This window comes from Luteibacter sp. 1214, from assembly GCF_031455395.1.
GTDB lineage: Bacteria > Pseudomonadota > Gammaproteobacteria > Xanthomonadales > Rhodanobacteraceae > Luteibacter > Luteibacter mycovicinus.
In genome coordinates this window covers 250,009-272,203 of sequence record NZ_JAVDSQ010000005.1, presented here as the reverse complement: position 1 = coordinate 272,203, position 22,195 = coordinate 250,009, and the positions used below count along the sequence as shown (strand labels likewise).

General features: G+C 63.1%; 17 protein-coding genes and 2 pseudogenes. 3 read left to right on the top strand and 16 right to left on the bottom strand.

Translation table 11 applies throughout. From position 1 onward, the window contains the following. Window positions 1-489 precede the first annotated feature (489 nt). The 3 genes and pseudogenes from J2X57_RS13845 to J2X57_RS13835 form a co-directional block, all read right to left on the bottom strand. Entirely contained in the window at window positions 490-1,320 is an 831-nt protein-coding gene (locus J2X57_RS13845) for a hypothetical protein (protein ID WP_309867994.1), read from the bottom strand. Between the two features lie 445 nt (window positions 1,321-1,765). Next, window positions 1,766-2,461, bottom strand: a complete 696-nt coding sequence (locus J2X57_RS13840) for a hypothetical protein (RefSeq protein ID WP_309867993.1) — start codon at window positions 2,459-2,461, stop codon at window positions 1,766-1,768. A gap of 211 nt (window positions 2,462-2,672) precedes the next feature. After that, window positions 2,673-3,830, bottom strand: a pseudogene (locus tag J2X57_RS13835) (IS3 family transposase). A 92-nt stretch (window positions 3,831-3,922) separates the two neighbouring features. On the opposite strand from J2X57_RS13835, the gene J2X57_RS13830 reads away from it, so the two are divergent. Continuing rightward, entirely contained in the window at window positions 3,923-4,060 is a 138-nt protein-coding gene (locus J2X57_RS13830) for a hypothetical protein (RefSeq protein ID WP_156128537.1), read from the top strand. A gap of 318 nt (window positions 4,061-4,378) precedes the next feature. On the opposite strand, the gene J2X57_RS13825 is transcribed toward J2X57_RS13830, so the two are convergent. From J2X57_RS13825 to J2X57_RS13805, 5 genes and pseudogenes are all read right to left on the bottom strand, one after another. Then, entirely contained in the window at window positions 4,379-4,969 is a 591-nt protein-coding gene (locus tag J2X57_RS13825) for a hypothetical protein (RefSeq protein WP_156128538.1), read from the bottom strand. 3 nt (window positions 4,970-4,972) lie between these two features. Continuing rightward, on the bottom strand, window positions 4,973-9,559 hold the full coding sequence (locus tag J2X57_RS13820; RefSeq protein ID WP_309867989.1) for an RHS repeat-associated core domain-containing protein: 4,587 nt from the start codon (window positions 9,557-9,559) through the stop codon (window positions 4,973-4,975). Between the two features lie 1,086 nt (window positions 9,560-10,645). Continuing rightward, a pseudogene (locus J2X57_RS13815) lies at window positions 10,646-10,995 on the bottom strand (transposase); the annotation flags it as partial. An 86-nt stretch (window positions 10,996-11,081) separates the two neighbouring features. Next, window positions 11,082-11,540: a hypothetical protein gene (locus J2X57_RS13810; RefSeq protein WP_309867986.1), complete on the bottom strand. Its 459-nt coding sequence runs from the start codon at window positions 11,538-11,540 to the stop codon at window positions 11,082-11,084. Window positions 11,541-11,702: 162 nt separating this feature from the next. Continuing rightward, window positions 11,703-12,539: an alpha/beta hydrolase gene (locus J2X57_RS13805; RefSeq protein ID WP_309867983.1), complete on the bottom strand. Its 837-nt coding sequence runs from the start codon at window positions 12,537-12,539 to the stop codon at window positions 11,703-11,705. 179 nt (window positions 12,540-12,718) lie between these two features. Here J2X57_RS13805 and J2X57_RS13800 point away from each other — a divergent pair, with 179 nt between their 5' ends. Both J2X57_RS13800 and J2X57_RS13795 read left to right on the top strand, forming a co-directional pair. Next, the gene (locus tag J2X57_RS13800) at window positions 12,719-12,886 is read left to right on the top strand and encodes a DUF2256 domain-containing protein (protein WP_309867981.1); all 168 of its coding nucleotides are present in this window, start codon (window positions 12,719-12,721) and stop codon (window positions 12,884-12,886) included. Between the two features lie 86 nt (window positions 12,887-12,972). After that, on the top strand, window positions 12,973-13,377 hold the full coding sequence (locus tag J2X57_RS13795) for a response regulator (RefSeq protein ID WP_309867978.1): 405 nt from the start codon (window positions 12,973-12,975) through the stop codon (window positions 13,375-13,377). Between the two features lie 27 nt (window positions 13,378-13,404). Here the strand turns inward: J2X57_RS13795 and J2X57_RS13790 are convergent, their stop codons facing one another. From J2X57_RS13790 to J2X57_RS13755, 8 genes are all read right to left on the bottom strand, one after another. Beyond that, on the bottom strand, window positions 13,405-13,617 hold the full coding sequence (locus tag J2X57_RS13790; protein ID WP_036112458.1) for a hypothetical protein: 213 nt from the start codon (window positions 13,615-13,617) through the stop codon (window positions 13,405-13,407). A gap of 417 nt (window positions 13,618-14,034) precedes the next feature. Beyond that, a complete protein-coding gene (locus tag J2X57_RS13785; protein ID WP_309867973.1) occupies window positions 14,035-15,693 on the bottom strand; it encodes a methyl-accepting chemotaxis protein in 1,659 nt (552 codons plus the stop codon). Between the two features lie 274 nt (window positions 15,694-15,967). Next, window positions 15,968-16,441 carry an Hsp20 family protein gene (locus J2X57_RS13780; RefSeq protein ID WP_309867971.1) on the bottom strand — a complete coding sequence of 158 codons (474 nt, stop codon included), beginning with the start codon at window positions 16,439-16,441 and terminating at the stop codon, window positions 15,968-15,970. Between the two features lie 164 nt (window positions 16,442-16,605). Then, complete coding sequence (locus J2X57_RS13775; RefSeq protein ID WP_309867969.1) at window positions 16,606-17,805, bottom strand: MFS transporter; 1,200 nt, start codon at window positions 17,803-17,805, stop codon at window positions 16,606-16,608. A 39-nt stretch (window positions 17,806-17,844) separates the two neighbouring features. Then, window positions 17,845-18,414 carry a hypothetical protein gene (locus J2X57_RS13770; RefSeq protein ID WP_043694553.1) on the bottom strand — a complete coding sequence of 190 codons (570 nt, stop codon included), beginning with the start codon at window positions 18,412-18,414 and terminating at the stop codon, window positions 17,845-17,847. 74 nt (window positions 18,415-18,488) lie between these two features. Then, the gene (locus J2X57_RS13765) at window positions 18,489-19,250 is read right to left on the bottom strand and encodes a hypothetical protein (protein ID WP_156128541.1); all 762 of its coding nucleotides are present in this window, start codon (window positions 19,248-19,250) and stop codon (window positions 18,489-18,491) included. A 151-nt stretch (window positions 19,251-19,401) separates the two neighbouring features. Next, entirely contained in the window at window positions 19,402-20,742 is a 1,341-nt protein-coding gene (locus J2X57_RS13760; RefSeq protein ID WP_309867961.1) for a sigma-54 dependent transcriptional regulator, read from the bottom strand. After that, window positions 20,727-22,157, bottom strand: a complete 1,431-nt coding sequence (locus J2X57_RS13755) for a HAMP domain-containing sensor histidine kinase (RefSeq protein ID WP_309867958.1) — start codon at window positions 22,155-22,157, stop codon at window positions 20,727-20,729. Before J2X57_RS13755 ends, J2X57_RS13760 begins: the two co-directional genes overlap by 16 nt. Window positions 22,158-22,195: the final 38 nt, after the last annotated feature.

Below are 22,195 nucleotides of genomic sequence, written 5' to 3'. Positions count from 1 at the left end.
TATGCCAGAGGTCTTCCCTCGGCGCGCCACTAGACCTATTCCCGCACCGTGCGTTCTCGCCAAAGCGGCCCTCGGCGCACAACTGTTGACCGACTTCGTCCACGGCGCCCCCTGGACCGGCATTTCCCGACGTCATCGACTACGGACGAGACAGGCAATGGGCCTAGCCCGGATGGCGCTTGCATACGGGCCACTCATGGTGAGGGGTCCAGTACCGTGGACCGTGCGACCGACAATGTCCTGGAATTTCACAGAGGCGGCGATCACGGGCGACGGGCTTTGCCTCGGCGTCCTGACCCTCTACCCCACTTCGTCCCAAACGGTTCTCGCGCCGGTGGGTTTTTCTGGTGATTCGCCGCTGGACCCAGCGCTGGTCGGCCAGCCATGGCACTCACATCGGCAAAGCATGGGCGATGAAGAGTCGATACGCATGCTCGAGACCATCCTGTGGTCCGGCCTGTATGCGGTCGGCTACTGGGAAACAGCCCCTCAATCCCCCTTGGCCACCGCGTCTGCCGCGCGCTCGAGCGTTTCGCTGACAAATTTGGAATAGTCCTCTAGCGTCTTGCTCGGGTAGCGCTCCTTTACCACGCCATTGACGTAGAGCTCCCCATTGAACAGGTAGTACGACACCCGGAGGGTGGTTGTCCCATTGCCATCGGCCGGCACCACATTGTTGTACTTCGACCAGTTATAACGGGCATCGCGCTTGGATGGTTTCTGCCGAGCGGTCGGAATAAAATAAAACACAATGAGGTGCGCGATGGATGAGAGCGCGAGCAACGCCAACAGTGTGGCAGGCTCAGGCGTATGAGTCCGGACGACCTCAACGATTAGGGCTGGGCCCGCAGGACGGACCGCAAACCGGCTCGCGTATCGTGCAGCAAGGTCCGGCTGGATGTAGCCGTTGTCAGCCACGCCAATACGCGCACTCGCCTCCTCGTACCACTGGTACCGATTCAATCCACTACCATCCAGAAGCACCGGCTGCGTGTTGGGCTGTCCGGCATCGTCAGTGGCGCTCTGTCCCGGGCTGAAGCAATAGGTGACCACCCTGAAGCCGCTTGGGCCTGACAGCGCTTCCTTGAGGTAGGCGCGACAATCATTATGGGAGTCAACATCCCTTGTTTCCCCGCCCCCGATGCGGGTACCTGGGTTGGAGTCCGCAACTCGCCGGAAATGCGGCGTCGTTGCATGGGCAACCGGAATGACGAACTGTCCGTCTCCGTCCACCAGCAGACGCGTGCGCAGATACGCCAACCGATTCGTCAGGTCGGTGTCCGAGTATTCCTGTCCGGTAATGACGTCCTTGACTATCACTGGTGATCCTTCATCGAGGGGTGGTTCATTGTGCACCATCGCAGGCACACCGGATGCCGCATGGCGCACGGAGCAGACCATCCACGCGCCGACTCGATGGCCGGCATCGACCTGCCGTGACGCAAACGTTGACCAACCGGAGAACCACGACCTTGACACACGGTGTTCTTGCGCCGCGTCCGGATACGATCAACCATAAGGGACCAGCCGAGGTATCACGGCGTGGGTGTTACGGACCGAATTGGCTCAGCGGAGCCCAGGGAAATCAGGCACTTGCCTGAATCCGCCGGATTTGTCCCGCCACCTCCACCAGTTCAGGCCGGTAAGTGATTGATTCGCTTACTGGACTTTTTATTTTAGTTCGTCTGGATTGGTCCCCAATGGGCTCCGTTTGGTCAACATTTGGTCACCATTTCGAGTCGGGTGCGCACATACTGGGCGCCCCTCACGTGCGCGTCAGAGACCGGCGGACCGGCCGACGGCACTCCCTTCCCTTCAATTCCATGTGCCACGCGTGATCCAAGACTCCGTCGTAATGAATCGGGAAGACGTATCGCTCCGAGGCGGCGCGCTGCGCTACCTCGTGGGCCCAGTCGAGTGTTTCGTGGCGCCTCTGTCCGTATAGGTAGGTCTGCAGAAGACTGAGCAACAGCACCAGGGCGATGAGAATCCCCTCGATCCGCTCGGCGCTGGCCAATCCGTAGATCAGGAGCCACGACAGCAAAAGGTAGGGGTAAAAGAAGTACCGCGGGCCATCGGTAAAGGCTGACACCCACTGCAGCGGGGCGCGGGCCATTGAAGCGGCGACTGCGGCAAAAAGAATATATCCGAGAACCAAAAGGCCGAAATCCGGTGAACGTCGAATACCGAATAAGGCGACGACGATAATCGCTGCGCCCAGCCACGCACCAATGGCCACCCCTTCGATTCCGGGGAAGAACATGTACCAGCCTACGAACTTTGCCAGCACGTCTGGGATGGAGATGGCAGCGAGCGCGGCCGCTGGGATCGGAACCGGAGTGGTCAGGTACACCAGCGCCACCTGCACGACCGCCCAGAGGACCGCGATGATGCAGATAAGGGTCTCGCGCCGGTCTCTGAGACGCAGCGCACGGACGATGAATATGGGTGCAAGAATCACGTCATCGGTGAAGACAAACCACCGACCACCGTAAAAAGTGCCCGCAACGGCACCTGATCAATCGCATCGTCGCGCCAAAGCGCTGATAGGAAAATGGGCAGCGACCCGAACCAAAACGCGTATTCCGATACTGCGTATACCTCGGAGTTTATCGGCAAGAGCAACAGGGCGCTTGATGGAACAGACTCTGACCGATTGATCGCCGAACATATCAAGGGCTCGAAGCACGGGTGGTACTGAGGGAGGGACCGACGCCCCCCCGCCTTGAGTAGCGGTGCGATCTTGAGTTCAGGATTAATGTAACTGTTTCGCGTAAGCGGCGGGAGTCAACCCGCCGAGTGCCTTCTTGGGTCGCTCTTCGTTGTATTCCCGTCGCCATTTTTCGATCTCGGTTCGGGCATGCAGCAGGCTGGGAAAGCAGTGTTCGTTGAGGCATTCATCGCGAAGCCTTCCGTTGAATGATTTGATGTAGGCGTTCTGATTCGGCTTGCCGGGCTCGAGCAGGCGCAGCTGTACGCCGCGTTCGTGCGCCCACGCGACCACGGCCTTGCCACAGAACTCCTTTCCGTTATCGCTGCGAATGATCTTCGGCAGGCCTCGTGTAACGGCCAGGCGGTCCATGACGCGCGTTACGCCGACGCTTGAGATCGCCCGCTCAATCTCGATGGCGACTGCCTCATGCGTGGCGTCATCGACGATCGTCAGGCACTTCAAGACACGCCCTTCGGCGGTGCGGTCGAAGACGAAATCGATGGACCAAAACTCGTTCGCGGCTGCCAGCGGAGCAGTGGCTGCCTGTCGGCCGGAGGCACCTTTTTCCGTTTGCGCCGGCGCACCTGCAGGTTCGCCTCCTGGTAAAGGCGCTCGACTCGCTTGTGATTGACCATCTGTCCGGCCTGGCGGAGTTTCAGGTAGATCATGCCGACGCCGTAGCGTTTATGGCGATTCGCCAGTGCGCAGATCATCTCGCGCAGCTCGACATTGGAGTCGGGTCGCGGTTCGTATCGGTAAGCGCTTGCGCTCATGCCAGCGATCGCCAGCGACCGGCGCTCACTCAGCTCCTGGCCGATCAGATAGCGCACCAGCTCTCGCCGGTCCGGTGCGCTCGCCATTTTTTTCGCAGCGCTTCCTTGATGGCCTCATTTTCCAGAAGCTGTTCGGCCAGCAGTTTTTTGAGGCGGCCGTTCTCCGACTCCAGGTCCTTCAGCCGCTTGGCCTCGGGCACGCTCATGAGGCCGAACTTGCTTCGCCACAGTTAGTACGAGGCTTCGCTGAAGCCGTGCTTACGGCATAAGTCCTTGACCGACTTGCCGGCCTCGGCCTCACGCAGGAAACCGATGATCTGTTCTTCGGAAAAACGCTTCTTCACGTCCAATCTCCTTCTCGTGGGGGATTGAACTCGAAACCGGGGCGCTACTCAAATCTGGGGGGACGTCGGCCGACTACGATCTCGCGAAAAATATGACGCGCTCCGAAGCCAAAACGCTGGTCGACCTCGCGGTGGACGCGTTTACCAGCCGGCAGCGCGTGCGCAATACGGCAGAGGGCAGGGTCTTTTTGACCATGCTGTATCTGTGGAAGCCGCTCCAGGGTCGCTAACCCAGCGCCGCCTCCACGCTGTTCGGGCATGGCCGAACTGATCAGCAGAGGCCTCTCCTGCACGACCGTTCTGATTTTCCCCTTGGCCTTAAACAGGGTGACCACCGTGATGAATCAAGACGGCGTTGGGTGAGCTGGAACGCCTATTCCAGAATGGTTCCGGTGTAGATATGACCGAAGGTCAGGCCGGACGGCAAGATTTTCTAACCGGGCGACCTGGAACGTCGTCGATGAGTCTTCCATGCTCCTTTGACGACTCCCCCCAAGAAGCTCGAGACCCTGCCAGGGACGCTCGCTTGGGCTCTTTGCAAGGAGTCATCAGCGGATGCCAAAGGCCTGACGATTTTTCTGGATTACCGTTTCCAAGAGCGCGGCCGCGGACTCACCACTTTGTCCAAGCCTCATCAGGAGGCTGGCTCCGTGTTCTGCATCACGCTTGCTCAGCCGGTTCGCCATCGTCGCGAACATCGATTCGAGCACAGCATTCGCACGCGCGTATTCCTGATCGAGTACCAATCCCGATGCAAAGACAAGGCGCGCATGCGGATTCAACATCGCTTCTGCCCCCTCCAGATACTCAAGAAAATCACATGTCCGAGCCGGTGGCCCGGGGCGCAACACGTCGACAAGCTCTGGATGATTCACGACGTGCTCGACGATGGCTTCGTCAGACAGCTTGCCCTTGGCGATGACCCCGCCCTCCTGCAAACGATTGCTGTAAAGCAAATTCTCGCCAAAGTCATCGAACAGCGGGAAGCGAAAGTGCCAAAGGTGGACCTCTTGAGGCCGATATTCCAAAAGCACCCCATCCAGCACCAACTCCACGTTCTGACGAAAGAAGTATCCGCCAAGCTGGCTGAGCCCCTCCACGCGCTGATGCATCAGGCGAGCAATCGCACGTTTATTCATGTGTCAACGACCTACGGGGTAAATGGGTGCAACGACGGTGCCCACCGGCAGATTAGCACCGTAAGCATTTGCCTGTGCCCTGCTGATGTAGCCCCATCCGGTCTTGAGGTCATAGACGGCAATGGGCGCCGCCTTGGGACCCAGGACCACATCCGCCCTCGACGAGTCGGGATACCCATATCGGACCTCGATGTGATCGTAGTAGCTGACCTCGGTGTGATACAGCGACTGCGGGCACTGCGCATCGACGAGCCGCTTGAACTCGCTGTGAATAAGCGTACCGCGAATCCATGGCAGGCGGCACAGACCCGTGCATGACTTGTCGACCGTGTTAGCGGCTTGCGTGGCCAGCTTCGTCAAGAGTTCCTCTGCCGCCAGCATTTGAGGCGTGGGAGCTACACGTTGATACTCGTATTTTTCGCCGGCGAGCCCGAGCGAGTCCACTGCGCCCAACGGATTGGAGTCAGTGTAAGCATAGGTGCTGATTCCGCCCATTAGCCCGATGGGGTCGCTCTGCAGATACCGGCCCGTCAACGCGTCGAAGTACCGATACCCGTTATAAACGTTGCCCGACTCGCGGTCGAAATACTGGCCCGCGAACCGCAGATTCAGCACATAACCGCTGGTCGAGGTCGGCCCCTGCTCACCAAACGGATTGCCCTGGTAGGCCCACGACCACACCAAGGCGCCGGTGGCGTTGGTGACCGCGCGGGGCGTGTTCAGGCCATCGGCATGCACGAAGGCCACGGTGGTGCCGTCGACCACCGCCACCGGAGTGTCATCCATCCACACATAGTCGCGCGAGGCCGCACCGTATTCGCCCAGCAACCCACTGGGACCATACGCAAAGCGGGTGGTGGCGGAACCGACCGTTTTGGCAACCCGATGCGCCGAGGCGTCGTAGGCATAGGTCGCCACCGTCGTGCCGCCCTGCTGCAAGACGGTCAACTGCCCGCGTCCGTTGTATCCATACCCCCAGGAGGTGCCGGCACTGGCGTTGCTGGTCGTAGAGCCGTTGGCATCATAGGTGCGCGAGCCGGTGCCGATGCTGGTCAACCAATGGGTGCCAGCCTGGTAGCCATAGGCACCCGTGGCCAAGCCCGGTGCGGTTTTGGTCAGGCGATCACCGGTCTTTGAGTAGGTGTAAGCCTCCACCACCGCACCGCTGGCGTTCTTGAAGCCCGTCAGGCGATACAGCGCATCGTAGCTGTAGGTCTCAACGGCCGGAGTCGCCCCCGGCGTGCCACCCAAGGCCACAATGTTACCCACCGCATCCCGTGCCACATGGAGATTGAGCGCGGGGCTGGTGATGTCAATGGAGCGATAATTGGCATCGTACGTGCGAGTGACGGTCTGGCCATTGCCCAGGGTGTAGCTGGCGATGGGTCCGAAGGGCAAATAGGTTGCCGCGCGGACCACGGTGCTTGCCGCACCCCTGGCCGGCGTGATGGTGACCGTGGTGATCTGCCCGGCCGCGTCGCGCGCGTATTCCGTCACCAAGCCGCTGGGTGACGCAGCCGCCGCCAGACGGCCGGCCTTGGTGTAGACATAGTCGGTGCTGTCAGTGACCGTGCCTTGCGTCTGGCGCTGCTCGGTGACGCGCCCTTGGTTGTCATAGCAGTACACGGTCGTCACAACGCTTTCCACCACGCGGGTCAACCGACCGGCTGGGAAGGAACTGGCGCACCCGGTGACGCTGTTGGCCTCGTCGTAATGGAACGCCGCATTGAGCTTGGTGTCGGTATAGCTGACGGCGGTGCGGCGGCCCAGCGCATCGAAGGCTTGTGTCGCGACTGTGGCCTTGGCGTCGGTCTGCGTCAGCGGATTGCCCGCCGCGTCGAAGGTGGACGCCTGCGTGCCCGTGTCGGGGCTGACCTGGCCGGTGGCATTGCTCAGGCCGTCGAGGCTGTAGCTCGTCACCAAGCCGTCGGGGTCGGTAACGGACTTCAGTTGATCCAGCGCGTCCAAGGTGAACACGCTGGTGGTGGCTTTGGTCGCCGCATTGGTGCCGTTGGCATCGGCGATGCTGGTGACCAGGCGGTCCAGGACATCGAAGGTATTGTTCTGCACCGTGCCGAGCGCATCCTTGGCTGACACCAAGTTGCCGTTCGCGTCGTAGCTGCCGCTCGCGGTGGCGTCGAAGACCACATGGCCGAGCCCATCGGTCACGCTGACCAGTTGGCCGCGCGTGTTGTATTTGCGAGATACGCTGCGCCGAGATACGCCTTTGGCGTCGAAGGTCTCTTCTTTGATGCGATTGCCCGAAGCGTCGAGCGTGTAATGAATGTGCTCGCCCAGTCCATTGGCCATATCGACCAAACGGTGCGCGTCGTCGTAGCTGTAGGTGACCGCCACCCCATCGGGGTCCGTTACCGACTTGAGCGCACCCACGGCGTCATAGGTCAGGGTGGTTGTGGCGTCCCCGGCTGCGGGCACCCCGGTTGCATTGGCGCGCACCGTGCGGCTGGCCAACCACCCACGGGTGGTGTAGGTCACATCGGTGATGACGCCATTGGCATCCTTTTGACGCACCGGCCACCCGTGGCGATCGTAGGCCAGCGTGGCGGTGACGTGCCCCGCTGCATCCGTGATCTGCGAAAGATCACCGGCGCGGTGGCAGGCGCCACCCACGGTGCCACAGCCGCTTTCATCGGTTGTGGGGAAATAGCCGTACTGGGTCAGATCGGTGACATCGGTGCGCGGGCCATCCACGCTGAGCAACAGACCGACCTGGGGGCACTGCGTGCCGTCCACCGCATCGCAGTAGCTATACCGGGTCTGGCGGATGCCCTTGGGCGCGTGCGCTTGGCTGCCGCACGCGTAGGTCACCGTCACGGCGGGGTCCACCGCGCATTCGGCAGTCACTTGTCCGCGGGCGTTGTAGGCCCATGTGCTTTTGGCAACCACAATGCCCTTGGCGTTGGCCGTCGCGCGGGTCAACGGCACGCGGTGCACCGCATCCCACGTGGAGCTGGTGGTCCGCTGCGCATCCGTGCCGGACGCCTCAACCTGGCGGGTCAGCAATCCATTCGCGTCATAGGTGGTGGTGGTAACGGTGCCCTTGTAATCCGTGGTCGTGGCCGGGTAGCCATTGGCGTCGTAAGTGATCGCCTTATCGGGCTGGTTGCACTGATTGCCGCAATAAGTGCTCGTGCCGCTGGATTTGAGCGTCTGGGCACCATCATCGGCAAATCCCAGCGTGACCACCAGGCCGAGCGGCGTGGTGAGGTCGGCCGGCGTGCCGCCGTTCTGATAGTAATTGGCGTAGCTCAGCGTGATTTTGTCGGCGCCGCCGGCAAACTGATTGCTGATGGCACGGTTGTACTCATTGAAAGTCGTCGTCTCGTAACGCACTCCCTTCTCGTCGATGATGCCGGTCAGCTCGCTGGGATAACTGGTCGGAGAGGCGGCGTAGGCGCCTTCGGCGTACAGATACTGACGACTGTTGCCGTCGGCGAAGGTCACCTTAGCGAGGTTGCCGCTGTCGGCGTAGGCATACACGACGGTCTGGCCAGCCGGGTCGATGACTTGATTCAGCCGGCTCTTGGCGTCGTAGCGCAGGTTGAGCACGCGCCCTTGCGGGTCGGTTACGGCAATCAACAGGCCCGCCGCCGGCGCAATCGCCGGTGCGGTGGTGGCATCGCTGTAGGTCATCCCGGTGACCCAGCCATTGTCATCGCTGATGGTCAGCAGGCGACCGGTCGCGTCATAACGCTCGGTCTCGTTGGTGGCCGCCAGGCGCAAGGTGTAACCGGTGCGCACGCCTGTCGTCGCATCCTTGATGTCGGTCAGTGTCTCGGCCGCGTCGGTGTCGGCCTTCCACAGGCCGTTGGTGCTGGCAAAGCGGACCATGGACCCGTCGGGGCGGCGGGCATACAGCTGGCCGCCATCCGGACCGCTGTTCGGCATCAGGTCAAGTCGACGGTCGAACGAGTGCCGCCACTTCGGGCCCATGGTGCTGGACGGGACGAAGCTGGACGAGTTGTAGAAACGGCGGAAGGTCAGCCAAGGCGACGAACTGACATCCGTGTCCTGGCGATATTCGTTGCCATTAGCCGCGCTGATGGGGTCACCAATCAGCGGCGTGCGGTGGTCGGTTCCCTCGTGCTTGACCGTGCCGTTGCCGAAGCTACCCCGCGGGCCCAGGGAGTCTTGTTTGCCACCGTTGCCTGCTGTGCACATCGTGCGGCACCCACCGGCATTCTTCGGCTGAAAGCCGCTGCCTGTGACATCTGCCGCCCAGATGTAGGCGAAAAACTCGCTGGTGCTCGTCCCGGTGCTGCTCACATGGCTGATGGTGATGGTCGCAGCCGTGCCGCTGCTGCTGCCGTTGTAGGCCACCGAAAACGTGTGGGGCGCACAGGTCAACGTGCCGTCGGTGCAGTCGGTCTCATAGTGGCCAATGAGCGAGTTGACCGCGCCGTCCACCGACAAAAACCCGTTCTCCGAGCCCCAGGGCGTGTTGTAGTTGTAGGGCGGCCCGTAGACATACGCGGCGTGGGCTGACCAACTGCCCAACGTCATCAGTGCCAATGCCCCAAGCCGTCGCCAGAGCGACCGACTGCCATTACGCCTTGCGGAGGATTCCATGACCGCACCCCTTTGAGAAAATTCGCAGAAGCTTACGTGGCACCGTTTGTAGGGGTGGGCTGATTTCCATGTAGGGGTATTCCTACATGGCCTGACCAGCGCCTTGTCACGCGAACGCTAATCGTCAACCCGCGGCCCGCACGAACGTGTTGCGCCCAAACCTACGGGTTCGCACGAGAGGGCTCTTCCATGCATATGTCAGCGACGTGACACGCTGCCTGTGATACACGTCACACTAGGCGATGGTGCTTTCCGCGCAGGTCGACGTTGCGCTACCGCGCGCTTCTGCGGTGGTGCAGCGGCGACCCGCCGAAGGCAAGGTGGTCGTAGTGCCGCGTCTGCCCTGGCTCCAGCTCACACGGCCGGTCCGGTTCTGCGTGACGGCTCCGGTATGAGCACCAACGCCGGCTTCGGCGTGCGGAGCGTGACGCTCACCTCGTCCTAAGAGGACAGTGTTTTCGGAACGGACATCCAGGCGGCCGCAAGCAGTGCCATTCTTGGCCGCCGCGTCAAGCGACTACAAACGGGAAGAGATCAGGCGAAGTGTCTCGACGCTCGCTGGAGATACGCAGGCCCGACGAAGGGGCACTTCTGGCGTGCCTGTATGGGTCCGGCACCACTTCCGCGAGAGGAAAGAATCAGTCTGTCATGCTGCCGCAGGCATGGCGCGGTTGAGGGGTCTATTTGAGGCGGCTCGTCCTGACTGCTCGTAACGGGTCGGTCATCTTCGCCGCCCGTGCGATGCCTTCCACCGACGATTCGTCTTGCGTCGATGCGCTAAGCGATCAATGATCGGTACGGACTGAGGTACGGTTATCGTCGCCCTACCCCATGGCGAACACGTTGCTGATCAGAGGTCTGTAGCGTTTCCCGACAGGGTCCCGCCACCTCCACCAACACCTGCGGCGAGACCGCGATAAATCGTTGTTTCGCCGTTTCTTTTTGCCGCAACGCCACGCCCGAAACGCCGTTCCCTCAGGTGTCGCTTTAGCTGCCGTTTGTGCCCAGACCCTTGTTTGTTCAACGTCCGTCCGGCCTCTACGTTCGCTTTCTCATGCCTGTCCACGCCGGACAGGTCTGGGGCTAACCGCTCCGGTGCACGCGAAGAGCCCGACACATGGCGACCAGCCGGAACTCACGGAGATGATCGCAAATGAACGCGTACCTGGCCCTTACCCGTTGGCAAAGCACGCGGCGGCTTTTTTGGCGATGTCACTCTCCTCTGCGACACGCTGCAGCTCAGGCTGTAGGCGTCGAACCTCGGCGCTCTGATCCAGCTCCGCACGCTTGCCGATCGTGGGCTTGGAGAAGGCCTTCTTCTAGCCATACAGGCTGTGGCTCGTAATGCCTAGCCGCTGGGCAACGTCGAGCACCGGCCGCCCGTGCTCTCGAACTGCCTTGATCTTGAACTGATCCGTATAACGCTTGCCACTCATAGAGACCTCCTCAACTGCCATAAATTATGGCTTCAAGTGGTCTACGAAAGTCTGGGCGGTCCAGCTCGCCGAAATCGGGGCTCGCTTTAGCGCGCAGCATTGTTCGTTAAAGCCACTCCTGACCTAGCCGTTTTAGCTACCAGCATGTCGGTTTTGAGTGGAATTTCACGAGAGTCGTCGAATGTTTTTGTGACTGTGATGGTCCCCGTCAACGCCGCCGGTTCGTTCACTGCGCCCGCAGCGTCGCGAAACAACCACGCCTGTTCGACGTCCGCTGGGGAAAGCGCCGCGGCACCGACGATGACCGCGCCCGAGAGGTCCATGTTGCCCGCTGGGTCGGTGTCAACTTTGAAGCTCCATCCGTTTGGCACGTGCACGACGCTGGCCAAGGTCAGATGTTTTCCATGCATCTCCAGGCCAACGATCCGTTCGCCCGGACGCACATCAACGCCTTTGAGTGACAGGACATATTCCCTGGCTGATGCCGCAGGCGACGCGCACACCAGCGCCATGACCAACACTACTGCGCTGACACGCTGTTTCATGACTTAAATCCTTCAGGAACGGTGACCGTACCATTGTGCAAACGGCCCTGTCACAGTTCACCTCCCGGCGGTTTGAACGCGGCCGGCGTCAATCGATGACGTCGATGGCATCCTACTGCAAAAATAGGCACGAAGGGACAATCGCCCCCGTGCCCGCATCCGTCAGATGCTGCCTTGCAAGAACGACACGAGGTCGCGATTGAAGTCGTCCTTGTGCGTGATGACGAGGGCGTGTGGCGCGCCATCATATTCTTTCAGCACCGAGCCTGGAATCTCCCTGGCCAGGCGGCGCGCGCTGGCGTCAATCGGGATGACCTTGTCATCATCGCCGTGGATGATGAGCGTCGGGACACGGATAGATGAGATGTCCTGACGGAAGTCGGTTTTGCTGAACGCATCCACACAGTCGAGCGTGCCTTTCTTCGATGCCTGCATGGCCACCACTAGACTCGAATCAAGCGTCGCCTGGCTTACCGGATGGGACAACATTCCCTGGCCAAAAAACTGCTTGCCAAATGTTTCAAGGAACGCGGGACGTTCATCGCGGAGTTTTTCTTTCATCTCCGTGAAGACATCGCCGTCGACGCCATCGCGATTGTTGTCGCCCTTGAGCAAGTACGGTGTCACTGCTGACGCAAACACGACGCTGGCAATCCGATCGGCACCATGGCGCGACATGAAGCGCGCCACTTCACCGCCGCCCATCGAAAATCCGACGAGGGTGACGTCTCTCAAGTCGAGTGTTTCCAGCACGGCGTTCAAGTCATCGGCAAACGTGTCGTAGTCGTAGCCGGCTGCCGGATGGTCGGACCGCCCGAATCCCCGACGGTCATACGCGATGGCACGAAAGCCGGCGTCGGCCACCGCACCCATCTGGTACTCCCACATAGCCGAGCTCAGCGGCCATCCGTGAATGAACACAACCGGGCGGCCTTCGCCCACCTCTTCATAAAAAAGCGTGGTCGGTTGAGCTGTGGATTTGACGGTCACGAATGGCATGGGCAACTCCTCTGGTTGGATGCCAACGTTGGCAAGCACCACATCAACAGCGAGAGAAAGACCTGCATGCGCTTGAACGACGTCCGTGAGTCACAATGCGACGTATCGATGTCTCATGTCATGGTAGCGTTTCGGTATCAGCGAACAGCACCCTGCCGCGGAACGCCAGCATGCCTCGCATGAAAAAGAAGGCCGACCTGCCTCACAAAACCTGCGCCGCCTGTGGGCTCCCCTTCAGCTGGCGCCGAAAGTGGGCGAAAGATTGGGAACAGGTCAGGTATTGCTCCGAGCGGTGCCGACGCTCGAAACCCGATATCAAACGGTCCGTCATTCCAAGCGTTCGGTAGTCACCCGACCTTGATCCGAAATCACCTGGCCGGTTGTGTTACATCCAAACACACAGGCAAACCGTTACGTTGACGGAAACACAGCGATGGTGCATCAACAGACATTGGATGCGCCCACTGTGCAAACCTCAGAAAAAACGACCTGCCTGCTCGTCGAAGACAACGCCTTCGTATCCGATGCGTATCAAATCGTGCTTGAAGGTGGCGGCTTTCGAGTCTGCCAGGTCGCCGCATCCGAACCCGACGCCATCGATGCCATCCTTACACGCAGGCCTGACGTCGCTCTGGTCGACATCGACATCGAAGGTGGTGATTCGCTCGGCGTCGCCACGGCGCTCATCGCCAAGGACGTTCCGGTGGCGTTCGTCACGGGACACCCGAGGTCCGTCTTGCCAGCGCCCTTCTCCACTTTGCCGTACCTGCAAAAACCGGTCTCGCGCGCCGCGTTGCTTGCGCTCGTCCAACGCCTGGAAGAGATGCGGGACAAATGAGCCGCCCGGGGCGGTCGGCCGGCGGCTTTATTCGCGAATGATTTGCCAGGTTCCGTCTGCACCTTCCTGACGGACCTGCACGTCGAAACCCATTTCCTCGAGCGCGCGGGCGCGATCGCACGCGGCATGCATGGCTACCAGCCCATCCTGGTACGACTCGCCGTCCCTCCCCTGCTCCGACACGTGCCAGTGGCCGCCGGGTTGCGAGGGATGCAGGATGAATATCCGAACGAGTGACATGAGCGCTTTTCCGGCAAAAAAACTTCCGGAAGAATACTGATTGCTCCGCGCCCTCTCAACGGCAAAATTCATTCAACCGCGCAGTGGAAAGACATTGCGGGTTACTCGGGCACGGAGCGCGTTGCGAATCCTCATCTCAGGCGCGAAACGGCCATCTGACCAAGGCTCCAGATGCTCGCCCAAGCCAGCTGAAGCGTGGCATGAGCACTCCCGTCGGCACCGTTTTCGACCACCACGCCACGGTGGTCGAACACTTGAAACGAGCCCCGAAACCCTTCGCCTTGTAAGGCATGAACGGAGTACCCGCATGTCAATTGGCAAGCCATCGTACAAATGTACAACATCCGCCTGAATTTGTCGTCACGTGCCCGGTGGATCGAATCCCCGCGCCCCCTGAGGAGGATGCATCCAGCACCCTCAGAAGTCTCGCCAAACCGACGCGGCCATGGCGACCGTGGCCGGTGAGGAGCTCGACTGCAGGACCGGTGGGGTCGGAGTGAGGCCGGCTGGCGCAGGACGTTCGGCGTAGGGAGCGGTGTCCTCCCCCGCAAAGCGGAAGACAGCGACCTGGAGCATCAGGCCTTCAGCTAGCTCGCTGGCTTGCTGACTGGCCGCACTGGCTTCTTCGACGAGGGCCGCATTTTGCTGGGTGACCGAATCGAGCTCGGTCACCGCCATGTTGACCTGGTCGATTCCGGCCGCCTGCTGGGCATTGGCCGTGGCAATGTCGGTGACGAAGCTTGCCACCTTGACCGCACCCGCTTGCATATCGGCCAGAGCGTCCGTGGTACGCGTCAGGAGCGCAGCGCCAGCTTCCACGCGCTCGCCGCTGGATGCGATCAGCACCTTCACGTCCTTGGCAGCCACAGCACTTTGCTGGGCGAGACGACGGACCTCTCCGGCCACGACCGCGAAGCCCCGCCCATGTTCTCCGGCCCGTGCGGCTTCGACGGCGGCATTCAAGGCCAGCAGGTTGGTCTGAAACGCGATCTCGTCCATCGTCGTGACAATGCCGCTGATTTCGCGACTGGCATCGCTGACCCTGATCATCGCATCCGACGTTTCCCCCGCGAGCCCGCGCGTCGTCGCGGCCTGGGACGTCAACAATTCAGCCAGCGCCCGGGCCGCCGCAGCGGAGTCGGCATTCTGACGGACCGAGGCGGTCATCTCTTCCATGGAGGCTGCCGTCTCTTCCAGACTCGATGCCTGCTCCTGGGTGCGCGAAGACAACTCATCGTTGCCGGCAGCGATGTCCCTGGCCGCGGCGTTCACCTGGCTGGCGTTGTCGCGCACTTTCCGGACGATGCCGGCCAGCGTCGTGTCCATCGCGACGAGCGATCGCAGGGTGTCGCTGACCTCGTCCTTTCCCTTGACGTCGATGGCGTGACCGAGTTCGCCGTCGCTGATCGAGGCAGCCAGTTCGCGCGCCTGAATCAGGGGTCGCATGATGGAACGCGCCAGGAAGACGCCGCACGCAACGAGGGCCGCCGCGCCCACCACGAGCCCGATGACGACCAGGACGAACGCGTGGCGCTCGATGTTCTCCGACTGGGCAAACGCCTGCGCGGCTTCGTTGACGTTTTCCTGCACGATGGCGTCGATCGCACTCGATTCGGCGGAAAAAGCGGGGCCCACAGCGGTAAGCATGTACTGCACCGCTTCGTCCCGTTTCCCGCTCGCCATCAGCGGATCGAGACGGGCGTTGAGCTCACGGGCGTGCGCCTGCGCCGCGATGAACCGGTCAGCTTCCGCTTTTTCCTCAGGCGAGGAGACCATGTTCGGGTAGTAGCTTGCCCAGAGGGCGTCTATTTTTTTCGCCGCCGCGGCGTTGTCCGCCTGCTCCGCTTTCGCCGCGTCCACCGTGCCCACCAACAACGCCCGGTTGAGCCCGGTGCGCGTGTCATTGAAAAGCGCACGAACCCCGGTGACTTCCACGATTGGCTCGAGTGACGTGCGGTAGATGGCTTCCGTCTGCGCGCCGGTCTGGCGAAGAGCCATCAGGCCCCCGACGCCGACCGAGAGGGCGATAACCACGGAAATGGCAATGAGAAGCGCGATGCGCTGGCGAACAGTCATGGAAACACTCCAGGCGGGGACATTCCGCTATCGGCGGGTGCCCACGCTGCTGAAGTAAATTTGACAAAATTGATGAAAATCGTTCATGCGCGATTAAATCGACCGAAAGGCTGGCGAAAGGAGGTCGTATTCAGTGCCGCGAGGCCCGGTTTTTTTGTTTCTGCCGCCGACCGCACCCGCTACGAGTACCTTGTCTGGCGACACGGAGTACCGTACCGACCCGTCGCCACGAGCTCCATAAAAAAGGCCCCGCTTCATGCGGGGCCCTGGTGCATCATGCGGCGGCGTTATCGAGAAGTTGCCGGACGCTGTGCTCGGCCTGGGAGCCCGATGCGATGTCGATACGTCGCGGCTTCATCGCTTCGGGAACCTCGCGCTTGAGGTCGATCGTGAGCAGTCCGTTGACCAGGCGGGCGCCGGTCACCTGCACATGCTCGGCCAGTTCGAAACGACGCTGGAAGGGACGCGTGGCGATGCCGCGGTGCAGGTACTCGCCTTCCGGTTCTTCCTTGCGTTCACCCGACACGGTCAGCCAGTTGGCCTGAGCGGTGACCTCGATATCCGCTTCGCCGAAACCGGCGACCGCCATGGCGATGCGGTACTGATCATCCGCAAGCTTGATCGAGTCGAAAGGCGGGTAATTGTCGGATGTCTGGCCCTTGGCCGCCGCGGCCTCGAGCAGATCGAACACGCGATCGAAGCCGACGCTGGAACGATGTAGCGGTGCAATATTCAGAAGAGTTCGCATGACCATATCCTCTTGAGCAACATGGGATGGGTTCTCTCTGCCACCCCCCTTGGGCGAGTGGCGAGGCCGGCCCCGAAGCGGTCGGCGGGCACTAATTTATGCAGCGCCTGAAAAATTTCAAGACCCGGAATTCAGCCTTTATTTAAGCGGTTTCTACGCCAATGCTAACCGCCTGTACGCACCTCATGGAGGCGCGCGCGGCCGCCCCACCACAGCCCAAGCGATCCCATCGAAACGGCGCCGAGACACAGGAACGCGCCGTGGAATCCGATCGTCTCGGCAAGCCATCCGCCCAGTGCGGGACTGAGTGCCGCGCCGACGCCCTGCATCGTCATCACCGCGCCCTGCGCGACGTTGACGCGCCCGGTGCCCTGCATCAGACGCGCTACCAGCGCAGGCACGGCCACGCTCTGCAAACCCGCGCCGATACCATCGAGCACCTGTACCGGAAAGACGCCCCAGCGGTTGATGAAGAACGCGGCAAGTGCTCCGCGCAGCGGCAACGCAAGGAAGGTCACGAGGATGACCTGCCAGTAGCCCCGCGTGCGGATCAACCGCATCGCCAGCAGTGAGGTTCCCACCATCACCAGTTGCGCCACGACGATGGTCAGCGCCGTGAACGAGCTGGGCTCGGCCTGGTGCGCGGCGACCACCGCCATACCGTAGAGCGGCAACATCGCCGCGTTGCCGAGGTGAAACAGCGCGAGCGCGGCGGCCAGGATCAGCAGCGGCCGGCAGGTCACCAGGATCGATACGCCCGAAGGCGCGTCGTCGTTATCCCCGTCGTCCGATTCGAGGCCACGCGCGGCACGGTGATCGATCGCATCGGCCGGAATCAGCAGCGTCGACACCACCGCCAGCACGCCGAATACGCCGGCAACCAGGAATACACCACCGAAACCGAAACGCCAGCCGATGAACCCGGAAACACCGGCACCGACGACGTTGCCAGCGTGGTTGGCCACCTGGTTGCGGCCGAACTGCCGGTCGAAGCCCCGCGCGCGGGCCATGCCGAGGGTGACGCCTGCGATCGCCGGCCCGAGCAGCGCGCCGGCGATCGCCGTGGCCACCTGCGAGAGCACCACCATCGGAAACGAATGCGCGTACCAGACGATGCACGACGCGATCACCGTGCAGATCGACGAGACGACGATCGCCAGCCGCTTGTACCGCGTCGCATCGACCACGGCACCCGCCGGCGCCGTGACCAACAGGCCCGCGACGCCACCGATCGTCATCACGGTGCCGATGGCTCCGGTCCGCCAGCCGGCGGACTGCAAAAAAACGCCCAGGAACGGACCGATGCCGGCCTGCACGTCGGCCACGAAGAAGTTGAGTGCTTCGAGCGGTCGTCGGCCGCGCATGGTTCGTTCCTGAGCGAGTGCCACGTGCGTCTCCCGGCGTCAGTGCTTCGGCTTCTTCGGCATCGGCTTCAGCGAGTCCGCACTCGTACCGATCGCTTCCGCATGAATGACCGCGCCATGGGCGGTATCGGTCCAGCGACCTTCCACCGCGATGGACTTGCCCGGCGCGAGCATCCGTCCGAGTTCGGTCGCCGCGTGCGGCGGAAAGCGCACGATCACCCCGTCATCGAGCAGCACGCCATGCGCATTGCCCTTGGGACCATGCAGCAGACGCGCGATCTCGCCCTCGTACGACCAGCGGGAACCATCGTCATGCGGTTTGGGCTTTTCTTCGCCGGGTTTCGGACCCTCATCGACAATGCGCTTGCCTTTCGCGGGATCGATCGCCACCGCGACGATCACGTCGGCGCCGCGCACGGCCACGCCGCGTACTTCGAGCCGGCTACGTGGTTTGAGAGCTCGCGCCAGCGCCCGTGACAGATGGGGCGGCGTGTGGATTTCGGTGCCGTCGGTCAACAGCAGTCCATCGATATCGCCGTTCGGGTTGAGCAGGAAGCGGTCGAGCGTGCCGCGGGTAACGGGAAGGTAATCGGGATCGAGCCAATGCATGTGCTACTCCAGGGATAAAAAAATCGGCAGGAAACGCCACCGCCCATGGACGGGCGGCGGCGCCTGGATCGGGGTCAGGGCGTGGGAACGGGCGGCGTGAGCGCCGGTGCTCCGCCCAATGCGACACCCGGCTGCGGCGGTACCGGCGTCCGGGGCGCCATCGGGCCAGGCTGCGGCGGTGCGGCGACCGGCTGTTCGTTACCGGGCGTCGTGCCGAGAGCGGTCACCTGGATGGAACGGCCGTAAGGCGTGTTCACGCCGAATCCTTTGACGGCGATTCGTGCATGCGGCTGCATCAGCGCGCCGGCACGCACCGCCGCCGGAGGCGGCACGCGCAGGATCGAGCCCTCATCCAGCAGCACACCGGCCACGTCACCGCGCGGGCCGTACAGCGGCTGCTGCACCAGGCCGTGCGCCTCCATCGGCTGCAGCGCCGGTGCCGCTGGCGGAGCCGGTGGTGCGGCCGGCGGCGTGTCGGTCAGCTCCATGCCGCCCGCCGTGATCGAGTCAGCCTGAAGCAACGGCAAATCACCCACGCGGAAGCCCCGGGCGGTGAGACGATCGCCCCGATGGAGCTTGCCCGCCAGCGCGGCACCCATCGTCGGCGGCATGCCGACCTGCGTGTGATCGTCGAGCAACACGCCGTCCACGTCGCCATTGGGATTGACGAGAAAACGGGCGACGGTGCCGGTCAACTGGGTGCGATGCGCATCGGCAAGCGGTGCCGGCGGCGCGGGCGGCGGCGGCGGGATCGCAGAGGGGGACGGTCGATCCTGGGCGACGGCGCTGCCGATGGCCAGGGCGAGCGCGCAACCGAGCAAGGGAAAACGATTCATGATGAACTCCTGCATCGCGGTGGGGAGGCCGCGATGAAAACCGTTGCATCGTTCGTGCCAGCCGCGAAAGCGCTGAAAAACAGGCCTGTCGACACATCCGCGTCGATGGAAGTGTCCCCTTCGGGGACACCCGGTGTCCTCGCCACGGACACTAGTCGAGACCATAGTCCAGCAGCTTGCGGTAAAGCAGCTGACGACGGATGCCAAGTCGACGTGCGGCCTCCGCGCGATTGCCCTGGGCAGCCGCCAGCGCCTGTACGATCATCGCGCGCTCCAGCCGCGCCAGCGCGACAGGCAGCGACTCGCCCTCGCCGCCCTCACCGCTCCCGCCTTCCGCCGCCGGCAGCGCGCCGTCGGCAAGCATGCCGTCGAGGTCGGCCGCGTCGACCACCGGTCCGGGCACCAGCACCCGGCAGCGCTCCATGACATTGCGCAACTCACGCACGTTGCCGGGCCAGCGATGTCGCTCCAGCCGCGCTACCGCGGCGGTCGACAGCCGCTTTGGCCGCGACTGGCCCGCATCGAGGAACGCCGTCGCCAGCACCGCGATGTCTTCGACGCGCTCGCGCAGCGGCAACAGTTCGATCGGCAGCACGTTGAGACGGTAGTAGAGGTCCATCCGGAACTCACCGGCCGTCACGCGTTCGTCGATGTGCCGGTGCGTCGCCGCGATCACGCGCACGTCGATCGGCACCGGCTGGCTGCTTCCCAACGGGGTGACCTCGTTTTCCTGAAGCACGCGCAGCAGCTTCGCCTGCATCGCCAGAGGCATGTCGCCGATTTCGTCCAGCAGCAGCGTGCCGCCATCGGCCTCGCGGAAGTACCCCTTGCGATCCGCCGTCGCACCCGAGAACGCCCCTTTGCGATGCCCGAACAATTCGCTCTCGAGCAGGTCCGGCGGTATAGCCGCGCAGTTGACGGCGACGAACGGCCGCTCGGCACGCGCGCCGGCGCGATGCAAGGCGCGCGCGACCATCTCCTTGCCGGTTCCGGTTTCGCCCGTGATCAGCACCGGAATATCGCTGGCGGCGGCGAGGCCGATGCGCTTGTGGACCTGATGCATCGCCTGGCTGCGGCCCAGCATGTCGCCGTCGTCCGCCACGGAGGCGCCCGCCGGTTCGACCGGGCCCGCCGCCATGGCGCGTGCCACGGCGTCGGCGAGATCCTGCCTGCCGATGGGTTTGACCAGATGGTCGAACGCGCCCAGCCGCATCGCCTCGATGGTGTTCTGAGCTGACGCGAACGCGGTGAGCATGATGATCGGGACGGGTGACGCGGGCGCGTCGGCGTGACGTGAGCGCAAAAGCGCGAGGCCATCCATCCCCGGCATCCGGTAGTCGACGAACGCCATATGGACATCCCCGGCGCGTAGCCTGGCCAGGCCTTCCTCCGCATTGCGCGCCATGGCGACGCCGTGGCCGAGCGACGTCAACGTCGCGGCCATGGTCGCGCGGAAATCGTCGTCGTCGTCGATGATCAGGATCTGCGCCATGGGATCTCCAGGCTGAAGGCGTGGACGCCGCCGTCGCGCTCGTAACGCGCGTGGCCACCATGACCTTCCGCGATCTCGCGCACCAGGGCCAGGCCCAGGCCGTTACCGTCGACCCGGCCGCTTGCGAACGGTTCGAACAGGCGCTCCTCGATCTCCGGATCGAGCGACGGACCCGCATTGGTTACCGTGATGCGCAAGGTATGGCCATCGTGGACGACCGCCATCCCGACGTCGGCCGCGTGCTGAAACGCGTTGCGTAAGAGGTTTTCCACGGCGCGGCTGAGCTGCTCGCGGTCGATCGCCCAGTGAAGGTCAGGAGCGTAGCGGCGCTCGACGGTGACCGGGCCGACCTCCTTCCAGGTCGCCCGCTCGATCGATGCGACCCATGCCTCGATCACGGTATCTTCCAGACGCAGGCGGATCGGCTGCACCATGCCGAGCAGGCTTTCGACCAGGTCGTCCAGTTTCCTTACCTGCGCCAACACCATGGTCAATGGAGCGCGTTGCTCGTCGGACACGACGGGTGCGGCCAGCGCGTTCTCCGCCGCCAGACGCATGGTCGCGATGGGGTTGCGAATCTCGTGAGCCACGGTGGCCGTCATTCGTCCGAGACCGACCAGGCGCTCGTGTCGGCGCAGCTCCGTCGACAAGGCCTCTGCCTCGCGATGGCTGGCGTCGAGCCGGGACGCATAGGCGACCACGGCATCCGCCAGACGATCCACCTCCGGCGAACCGGTCCGCGGCAACGCGGGCACACCGGAGGACCGCGTCAGCGCATCCTCCACGGCGTCCAGCTTGCGCCGCCAGCGTCGCATGATCGCCACCAGGCCGATGGCCGAGGCCAGCGCCAGGGCGAACGGGAGACCGATCCCGGCGGCCAGCAGGCTCGACGACCGCCCTGGCGCACGGGCCAGACGGGTCATCGTCCATACCGCACGCGTCGTGTCCAACGGGCACGCGGTGATGAGCACGGTCTCGCGCTCGCCCTGACGCACGTAGGACTGCTCCCGCCGCGAGCTCACGGCCGCGCTGGCGGTGGTCACGATGTTGCCGCTCTCGGCCTCGGGCACGTCGGTCTTGTCGCCCGAGCCTTCATACGTGGGATAGGCGTACGCGGTAAATCCCCGATCCGATTGCCATGCCCCGCCCTCGACGCCGCTGGCGTCCTGCAAGACCAGCTGCAGGACGACATCAAGCAGGCCGTTGGACGGCGACGAGGCACGCGCGGCGGGACTGGCGCCGCGGTAACGACTGACCACCGCTGCGCAGTCCGCGGACAACGCCTGCCGGGCATGCGCGACCTGCACCGATCCGGTCTGCCGCCAGGCCACCAGCAGCAGCACGCCCATGCCGACGCAGGCCAGCGCGACGAGGGCCCAGATGACGAAGAGCTGGCGGGAAAGCGCGTTGAACACCGGTGTCGGCCTGAACGGGGTGCGGCATCGTAGTCACG